Origin of the sequence: Vibrio thalassae (assembly GCF_900089835.1) — a bacterium.
Taxonomy (GTDB): domain Bacteria; phylum Pseudomonadota; class Gammaproteobacteria; order Enterobacterales; family Vibrionaceae; genus Vibrio; species Vibrio thalassae.
The window spans coordinates 19765-27851 of the sequence record NZ_OANU01000044.1 but is presented as its reverse complement, the minus strand read 5'-3'; the positions used below and the strand labels follow the sequence as shown (position 1 = coordinate 27851).

The window sequence follows — 8087 nt, the reverse complement described above, 5'->3', positions numbered from 1 at the left end:
CTTTGCGATTACGCTTCCGTACGCCGCTCTCAAGCTGAAGTTTTTGCCACTGGGGTAGAAAAGCCTGACAAAAGTCATCGACATGGCAAAATAAGTCCACTAATTTGTGCATAGCTGGTTCCTTGTGATAAGTCTCTCTTGGTCGAAAGATCTGATCGCAGAACCAGCTTTTAGTTCCCTTCTTTTTTTATCCCGAGTTCAGGTTAATTAATAATATTAGACAAAGCTAAATAAAGTACTTATATTAGATAAAACTAAATTAAAAATGGAGTCTACCATGAGTGTTCGAATTAGTAAGTGGTGGTTGCTGACCAGTTTTGTCTTCCTCTCGCCTGCATTTGCTTATGACACTATCAGTGTTGGATTAACGCAGACCAAAAAGATTATAGAGTTGGATGGTACAGTTGAGGCGGTAAACCGCGGGACGTTAGCTGCGCAAACGTCTGGTCGTATAGTGGCCGTTAATGTGGATGTTAACGATATAGTCAATCAAGGTGATGTTCTTCTTGAAATCAGTGCAGAGCAACAATCGGCATCGCTTGATGCAGCACTTGCTCAGCTAAATAGTGCCAAAGCACAAAATATTAAAGCAACAGCACAGGTTAGACGCTACCGAGAGTTGTTTCCGAAAGGTGCTATTTCTAGAGAACGTCTTGATGCAGCAGAAGCAGAAGTTCGCTCTTCAATTGCGAATGTCAAACAAGCGAATGCTGCAGTGACTCAAGCCAAAGAATCCTTGGGTTATACCAGTATTACAGCTCCTTATACAGGTGTTGTCACTCAGCGTTATGTCGAACTAGGAGAAACTGTAGGGCCGGGCACTCAACTGATTACGGGATTCTCGCTATCACCTCTTCGTGTTGTCACCGATATTCCTCAACGTTACCGCGACCAGGTAGAGCAACCGGAGCAATTTAGCATCACCACACTTACCGGTGAAACACTTGAACCTTATGAAGCAAAGCTATTTAACTATGCACATCAACAGTCTAGAGCATTTAAGCTCCGTTTGGAGCTTCTAGAGGAGCCCCAAAACTTATTACCAGGCGAGTGGGTTAAGGTCGCTTTCCGATATGGTGAAAAGCAATCTTTGTTTATTCCCCAAAGTGCTGCGCTTCGCCGAGGCGAGTTAAGTGTCGTTTATCGTGTACATAATCAAAAAGTAATTATGAATCCGATCCGAATTGGTCAACAACATGGAGAGATGTTAGAGGTCATTAGTGGGCTAGAAGTTGGCGATATTATCGTATCCGATGCTGTGTCGTATTTGGCAGACAAATAGGAGAACAACATGAGCAGTAACAAGATAGGGATTTCAGGGCTAATTGCTGCGGCTTTTCAGAATTCCGCAATGACGCCTCTATTGGCCTTGGTTGCACTACTTTTAGGGCTAGCAGCAATTGCGGTCACTCCGAAAGAAGAAGAGCCACAGATTGATGTAACCTTTGCGGATGTGTATATCCCATTCCCCGGAGCCTCTCCTAGAGAGGTTGAAAGCTTAGTAACTAATCCTGCAGAACAGATCATCTCGGAAATAAACGGCATAGATAAGATTTACTCGTTCTCACAGCCAGGTGGAGCGATGATTGTCGCCATTTTTGAAGTTGGTATTCCACGCAATGAAGCAGTAGTTAAAATCTACAACAAATTATATTCAAATAATGATTGGATGCCTCATAACATGGGGGTAGGTCAGCCACTGATTAAGCCTCGTGGGATTGAAGATGTACCTATTGTCAATGTGACATTATCACCAAAAGGGGAGTCTCCGGCACTGCGGGAGTTGACGAATGTCGCTCATGGGTTAGAAACCGAATTGAAGAGGATCAAAGGGACACGAGATATTTATACCGTTGGACGTCAACCGACGATTGTAGACGTTAGACTTGACCCTGCCAAAATGTCAGGTTACGGCGTAACAATTGATTCCCTTAATAGAATGCTTCCTGATGCAAACTCTGCATCACCAATGTTAACTCTTACTCAGGATAATCAGGCAGTCCCTATACAAATCGGTGAGTTTTTAACAAACGTAGATCAAGTAAAGCAGTTGGTTGTTGGCCTTCACAACAATCAGCCCGTTTACCTTGCTGACATTGCTACTGTCGATATTGGGATCGACACACCGACAAAAGTTGTATGGACAAGCGATAAGGTCACCCTTAAACCAGCTGTTACGATCGCAGTTGCGAAGAAAAGCGGAGAGAATGCAGTTGACGTAGCAAAAGCGATAGAAAGGCGCCTTGCGGAATTAGATAGCACGCTGATTCCAGATGATGTTCAAGTCGATGTCACACGAAACTACGGTCAAACTGCCGCAGATAAGGCGAATACTTTAATTGGTAAGCTTGCCTTTGCCACTGGCGCTGTAGTGCTATTGGTTTTGGTCACAATGGGGATACGGGAAGCGGTTGTTGTTGGAGTAGCGGTTATTATAACGCTATTACTGACACTGTTTGCTTCTTGGGCTTGGGGTTTTACGTTAAACCGAGTGTCACTGTTCGCACTGATTTTTTCGATTGGTATTCTGGTGGATGACGCTATAGTTGTCGTGGAAAATATACATCGACATATGATCAAAGGTGGCCAGAAATTGGCTGATCTTATTCCAGGAGCTTTAGATGAAGTGGGTGGTCCAACGATTCTTGCAACGCTTACAGTTATAGCGGCATTGCTGCCGATGGCATTTGTATCAGGGTTGATGGGGCCGTATATGAGTCCGATTCCGATCAACGCGTCGATGGGAATGTTAATTTCATTAGTCATTGCTTTTGTACTGACTCCTTGGCTATCGCGTATCCTTCTAAAAGAGGGGGAAGTTCACCACGAAAAAGTCAGTAACAAACAAGCTACATTCTTTAAAAAGCTTATGTCCCCATTCGTGGTGAGTCGTGTACAGAAACGCAATCTTCTGCTGCTCGGTGCGGGTATCATGATCGCGATTTTTGTCTCAATGTGGCTGCCAGTACAGAAACTGGTCGTCATGAAAATGCTTCCTTTTGACAATAAATCTGAATTTCAAGTCATCCTAGATATGCCGGAAGGAACATCATTAGAGCGTACACAGCGAACATTGTTTGAGATGAGTGAAGTACTCAATGAAGTGGAGGAGGTAAGTGACTATCAAATCTATGCTGGTACGGCAGCCCCTATTAATTTTAATGGTCTAGTTCGTCACTACTTTCTCCGTCAAGCACCAGAAAAAGGGGATATTCAGGTCAATTTAGTCAATAAGTCTGAACGGGATCGCTCTAGTCATGAGATTACTTCACAGCTTAGACCTGCATTAGTTAAAATCGCGGAACGATTCGGTGGCAAAGCAAAAGTAGTCGAAGTTCCTCCTGGTCCACCAGTTTGGTCACCGATTTTGGCGGAAGTTTACGGTCCGACTCAAGAAGTACGTGAACAGGCAGCTTTGCAACTTAGGGAAATCTTCCGAGAGACAAACGATATTGTAGATGTCGATCTTTATTTACCAGAATCTCATGAAAAATGGCAAGTGGTGATTGACCGTTCAAAAGTGGCTAGATTGGGGGTTGCCTACTCATCCGTCGTCGATTCACTTGCGACGGCTGTTGGTGGTAAGGCAGTAAGCTATTTGCACAGTGAGCAGAGCAAATACCCTATTCCAATTCAAATCCAAGCGAAAGAGAGTGCTAAGGCTCGACTTGAGCAAGTGATGAATATGAAGATCAGTGCGGCAAATGGAAAACAATATTTATTGGCTGACTTGATTAAAGTTCGACAACAACCGATGGATAACTACATAGTACACAAAAACCTAGTCCCAATGATTATGGTTGTCGGGGATATGACCGGAGAATTGGATAGCCCTCTATATGGTATGGCAGACATTTCAACCTCGATGGCGGATAAAAATTTAGATGTTGAACAGTACTTCATTAATCAACCGTCAGGGTTAACTGACGTGGAGATATTCTGGGATGGAGAGTGGACGATTACCTATGAAACGTTCCGAGACATGGGTATTGCTTACGCTATTGGTATGGTACTGATCTATATACTTGTTGTAGCGCAATTTAAGTCGTATTTAGTTCCGTTGATCATTATGGCGCCTATTCCCTTAACTATTATTGGGGTCATGCCAGGGCATGCTTTATTAGGGGCTCAGTTCACAGCAACGTCGATGATTGGCATGATAGCGTTAGCCGGGATTATCGTTCGGAACTCTATACTGTTAGTGGACTTCATAAATCACCAGTTGCGAGATGGAATCGAGCTTGGAGAGGCTGTTATTGAATCAGCAATCGTTCGCGCAAAACCAATTATGTTAACGGCTTTAGCTGCAATGATAGGGGCGGTTTTTATTCTCGATGATCCGATATTTAACGGACTTGCTATTAGCTTAATCTTTGGCATCTTCGTTTCGACTGTCCTGACATTATTGGTTATACCAATTCTGTACTATGTGGCACTTAAGCGCGGTATCGTAAGCACCAATTATTAATAGTAATGGCCTCGTTATTAGGATAGCGAGGCCATTTTTTTAAACTTGTGAATTAGCAATAGCTAATTAAAGGAGTTGTAAATGAAAGTCGAAAATGGTATTCGAATTCTAGCGGGCACTATGCTACTAATATCACTGTTATTGACATTGTACGTCAGTGAACATTTTATTTGGTTTACTGTTTTTATTGGTCTAAACCTAATCCAAAGCGGATTTACTGGCTTCTGCCCACCTAAGAAAGTGCTAATGAAATTGGGGTTGAAAGAGTGACACCGAACGTTAGTAAGATAAGTATTCGATGATCAATATAATTCTATACTCAATGGGCAATGGTCACTCATTTGATAATTTAATACGTCTTTTACAGGCATAGTATCTTGTTGAGCGGGGCTGGTTCGAAGTTCCGGACTAACCACAATATGGTCAATTAGCGAACGAAATTGATGTGTTTTTGATGGGTTATTACGAGATCTCACTTTACAGTCAGCTTGGGTATGCTGAGAGCTTAAACGTGGTACTGTGTTTAAGTTCTTGGTGATTGCTTTCCACAGCCAGTCATCTCGATACGCCAAGTTGTGGTTAAAGTCACCAAGTAATACGTACGCTTCGTTTTGTGATTCTATTTGATGCAGCCAGCTATTTAATACCTTTCCTTGCTTCTTTAAGGTATGGCAGGAATTCTGATTTGTGAATTTACCACTGCAACCAGCCTTTAGATGCAAAGAGAGTAGATTGATCATTTCTCCATTAACCTTTAACTTGATGGCTGACGCAAATCTTAATCGATTTCCTTTAGTTAAAGGAAAGTCGGCTACGTTTACAACTTTAATGTCGTTTCGAACGGCGAACCCTGTGTACTGGTTTATCGCACCGAATTGATGGTGCCGATTGACGGGCAAAGAGCGGTCAGAGAGGTAAATAGTGTAGTTAGAGCCAACTACCTCTTCGATAGCGTCTGTGCTATCAACTTCTTGAAACGCGAGTACGGCCGGGGAAATGGCTGTAAAGTGACTCCTTAAGGCTGCGAAGTCATCTGAATCTCTATAACTTGACTTAAATTTGCTCGATGGCGTTAACGTCAACCATTCAATATTCCAAGTTGTTAATGTCGTAGCTGTTCCCAATGTAGGAAAAATAGAGATTCCCAAGATTAGGCCAACAACACTTGTGTAATGACTTAACGTTCGTTTCATATTAACTATCACTGTCAGATTCCTTTAGAGCCAATGTGCCGCAAGCCTTGCTAAAAATGCAACTAAAATTGACCATATTTTCCTGAAAAATTTTGTTTTTCCTTCATATGAGATCTACTTCATCTAGATCGAATTCTTCTTGTCCACTACCCATTTTTTATTGATCCATATCAATACTTTGATTTGGTGCTTTTCGTTAAATACACCACAATATATTGTGTCAGAATAAAAAGTAACAACCCTATATAGTGTGTTTGTGGATAACTCTGTGAGTATGCTTTGGGTAAGGAGAAAGGGTGAAAACAATCGTAATCAAGAGAGACGGCTCTCGTGCTCCGTTTACAAAGGATCGTATTGAAGCTGCTGTGGTAAGTGCGGCGGAACATGCAGATAAAGAGCTTGAAATTTACGCTAAAAATGTGGCGTTAGCGGTAGAGCTTAAACTGCAGGATTGCGAACACGTCGACATTCAAGAAATTCAAACGGCGGTAGAAAATGAATTGATGCAAGGCCCGTATAAGGGGCTTGCTCGCTCATACATCGAATATCGTCATGATCGTGATATTGCTCGTGAAAAGAAAAGCGCTTTGACCAAAGAGATTGAAGGTCTGATTCAAGAGAGTAATGCTGATCTTCTTAATGAGAATGCGAATAAAGACGGCAAGGTTATCCCAACACAACGAGATTTATTAGCGGGTATTGTTGCTAAACACTATGCGAAAACTCGTATTCTTCCTCGTGATGTGGTTCAGGCTCACGATGAAGGGGACATTCATTATCACGATCTGGATTACGCTCCGTTTTTCCCAATGTTCAACTGTATGCTTATTGATCTTAAAGGCATGTTAACTCATGGCTTTAAAATGGGTAATGCAGAGATCGATACTCCCAAGTCGATTTCAACCGCGACAGCGGTAACGGCGCAAATTATTGCGCAGGTGGCTAGTCATATTTATGGTGGCACTACTATCAACCGCATTGATGAGGTGTTGGCACCTTACGTTAAAGCAAGTTATGACAAGCACCTACAAATTGCTCAAGAGTGGGACATTCACCAACCTGAGGCGTTTGCTAAAGCACGTACTGAAAAAGAATGTTATGACGCATTCCAGTCTTTAGAGTATGAGGTGAATACCTTGCATACCGCGAATGGTCAAACACCATTTGTGACTTTTGGTTTTGGTTTGGGTACCAGTTGGGAATCTATACTGATTCAACAGTCAATCCTAAAAAATCGTATCGCTGGTTTAGGAAAAAATCGCAAGACAGCGGTATTCCCGAAACTGGTATTTGCCATTAAAGATGGACTTAACCATAAGTCAGAAGATCCAAACTACGATGTTAAACAGCTAGCACTAGAGTGTGCATCAAAGCGTATGTATCCAGACATCTTAAACTACGACAAAGTGGTTGAAGTGACAGGGTCATTTAAAACCCCAATGGGATGCCGTAGTTTCCTTGGTACATACGAAGAGAATGGTGAGTTGCAACACGAAGGACGCAATAACCTTGGCGTTGTTAGCCTTAACTTGCCGCGTATTGCTATCAAAGCACAAGGTAGCGTTGATAAGTTTTATGAATTACTCAATGATCGTTTAGTACTTGCCCGCAAAGCGCTTGAAACACGAATTAGTCGTCTAGAAAAAGTTAAAGCACGTGTCGCGCCGATTCTTTATATGGAAGGTGCGTGTGGTGTACGCTTAAAAGCGGATGATTCGATTGCACCAATCTTTAAGAATGGTCGTGCTTCTATTTCTCTTGGTTACATTGGTATCCATGAAATGGTAACCGCACTGTTTGGTAATGATGTTCATATGTACGACGACAACGCTATGCGTGACATGGCGTTAGACGTAATCAAACATATGAAAGAAGTGGTTAACCAGTGGGCAAAAGAGACGGGTTATGCCTTTAGTTTGTATGGTACACCGAGTGAAAACTTGTGTAGCCGCTTTTGTCAAATTGACACAAGAGAATTTGGTATTATCGAAGGGGTCACTGACAAAGGTTATTACACAAACAGTTTCCACTTAGATGTACAGAAGAAAGTGAATCCATACGACAAGATAGACTTTGAAATGCCATATCCAGAAGTTTCTTCAGGTGGTTTTATCTGTTATGGCGAATTCCCCAATATGCAACGTAATATCGAAGCACTAGAAAATGTCTGGGACTATAGCTATACACGTGTTCCCTATTATGGAACCAACACTCCAATTGATGAGTGTTATGAGTGCGGCTATATGGGCGAATTCGACTGCACTAGTAAAGGATTCACTTGTCCTAAGTGTGGTAACCATGACTCTACACGAGTATCGGTTACGCGCCGTGTTTGTGGCTATTTAGGTAGTCCGGATGCACGTCCATTCAACTTTGGCAAACAAGAAGAAGTGAAGCGTCGCGTCAAGCACCTTTAATCACTAATA

Annotated in this window: 5 protein-coding genes and 1 pseudogene; 4 read left to right on the top strand and 2 right to left on the bottom strand. The window is 42.3% G+C overall.

Features of this window, described 5'->3' with window-relative positions:
- Nucleotides 1-112: pseudogene (locus tag VTH8203_RS25705) on the bottom strand (IS982 family transposase); the annotation flags it as partial.
- 165 nt (nucleotides 113-277) lie between these two features.
- Here VTH8203_RS25705 and VTH8203_RS13280 point away from each other — a divergent pair.
- The 3 genes from VTH8203_RS13280 (at nucleotide 278) to VTH8203_RS13270 (ending at nucleotide 4738) form a co-directional block, all read left to right on the top strand.
- Complete coding sequence (locus tag VTH8203_RS13280) at nucleotides 278-1282, top strand: efflux RND transporter periplasmic adaptor subunit (RefSeq protein WP_096994111.1); 1005 nt, start codon at nucleotides 278-280, stop codon at nucleotides 1280-1282.
- 9 nt (nucleotides 1283-1291) lie between these two features.
- The gene (locus tag VTH8203_RS13275) at nucleotides 1292-4468 is read left to right on the top strand and encodes an efflux RND transporter permease subunit (RefSeq protein ID WP_096994110.1); all 3177 of its coding nucleotides are present in this window, start codon (nucleotides 1292-1294) and stop codon (nucleotides 4466-4468) included.
- Nucleotides 4469-4549: 81 nt separating this feature from the next.
- Nucleotides 4550-4738 carry a YgaP family membrane protein gene (locus VTH8203_RS13270; RefSeq protein WP_096994109.1) on the top strand — a complete coding sequence of 63 codons (189 nt, stop codon included), beginning with the start codon at nucleotides 4550-4552 and terminating at the stop codon, nucleotides 4736-4738.
- A gap of 32 nt (nucleotides 4739-4770) precedes the next feature.
- Here VTH8203_RS13270 and VTH8203_RS13265 read toward each other — a convergent pair whose 3' ends face one another.
- A complete protein-coding gene (locus tag VTH8203_RS13265; RefSeq protein ID WP_096994108.1) occupies nucleotides 4771-5673 on the bottom strand; it encodes an endonuclease/exonuclease/phosphatase family protein in 903 nt (300 codons plus the stop codon).
- Between the two features lie 284 nt (nucleotides 5674-5957).
- Here VTH8203_RS13265 and nrdD point away from each other — a divergent pair, with 284 nt between their 5' ends.
- Entirely contained in the window at nucleotides 5958-8078 is a 2121-nt protein-coding gene (nrdD, locus tag VTH8203_RS13260) for an anaerobic ribonucleoside-triphosphate reductase (protein WP_096994107.1), read from the top strand.
- Nucleotides 8079-8087 lie beyond the last annotated feature (9 nt).

What these genes read in the sequence shown, in the direction of transcription:
- VTH8203_RS13280 (WP_096994111.1), top strand. Translation starts at nt 278, where the DNA reads ATGAGTGTTCGAATTAGTAAGTGGTGGTTGCTGACCAGTTTTGTCTTC.
- VTH8203_RS13275 (WP_096994110.1), top strand. Translation starts at nt 1,292, where the DNA reads ATGAGCAGTAACAAGATAGGGATTTCAGGGCTAATTGCTGCGGCTTTT.
- VTH8203_RS13270 (WP_096994109.1), top strand. Translation starts at nt 4,550, where the DNA reads ATGAAAGTCGAAAATGGTATTCGAATTCTAGCGGGCACTATGCTACTA.